Annotated in this window: 1 pseudogene; it reads left to right on the forward strand. The window is 72.1% G+C overall.

The features are described 5' to 3' along the window. A pseudogene (locus CU044_RS19500) lies at positions 1–506 on the forward strand (polyketide synthase dehydratase domain-containing protein); the annotation flags it as partial.

Consider the following 506-nt stretch of genomic DNA (forward strand, 5'->3'; position numbering starts at 1 on the left):
TGCTGCGTGGTGACCGGCCGGAGGCGGTGGCCGCCACCATGGCTGCGGGGCAGCTGCACGTACGCGGTGTCCGGGTGGACTGGGAGCCCTTCTTCGACGGCCGTGGCGCCCGGTGGCTGGACCTGCCGACGTACGCGTTCCAGCGCGAGCGCTACTGGCCGGACGCGCTGCCGCTGATCGGTGATGTCTCGGCGGCCGGGCTCGGTGCGGCGGAGCACCCGTTGCTGGGTGCGGCGGTCGCGGTGGGTGGCACGGACGGTGTCCTGCTGACCGGTCGTCTGTCGGTCCGGACCCATCCGTGGCTGGCCGACTATGTGGTTCAGGGCTCGACCCTGCTGCCCGGTACGGCGTTCGTCGAGCTGGCGATCAGGGCGGGTGACCAGGTCGGCTGCGACCTGGTGGAGGAATTGGCACTGGAGGCGCCGCTCGTCCTGCCGGAGAACGGCTCGGTGCGGGTGCAGGTGTGGGTCGGTGCCGAGGACGAGTCCGGCCGACGTGAGCTGACC

The organism is Streptomyces sp. L-9-10 (genome assembly GCF_004151105.1).
Classification (GTDB): domain Bacteria; phylum Actinomycetota; class Actinomycetes; order Streptomycetales; family Streptomycetaceae; genus Streptomyces.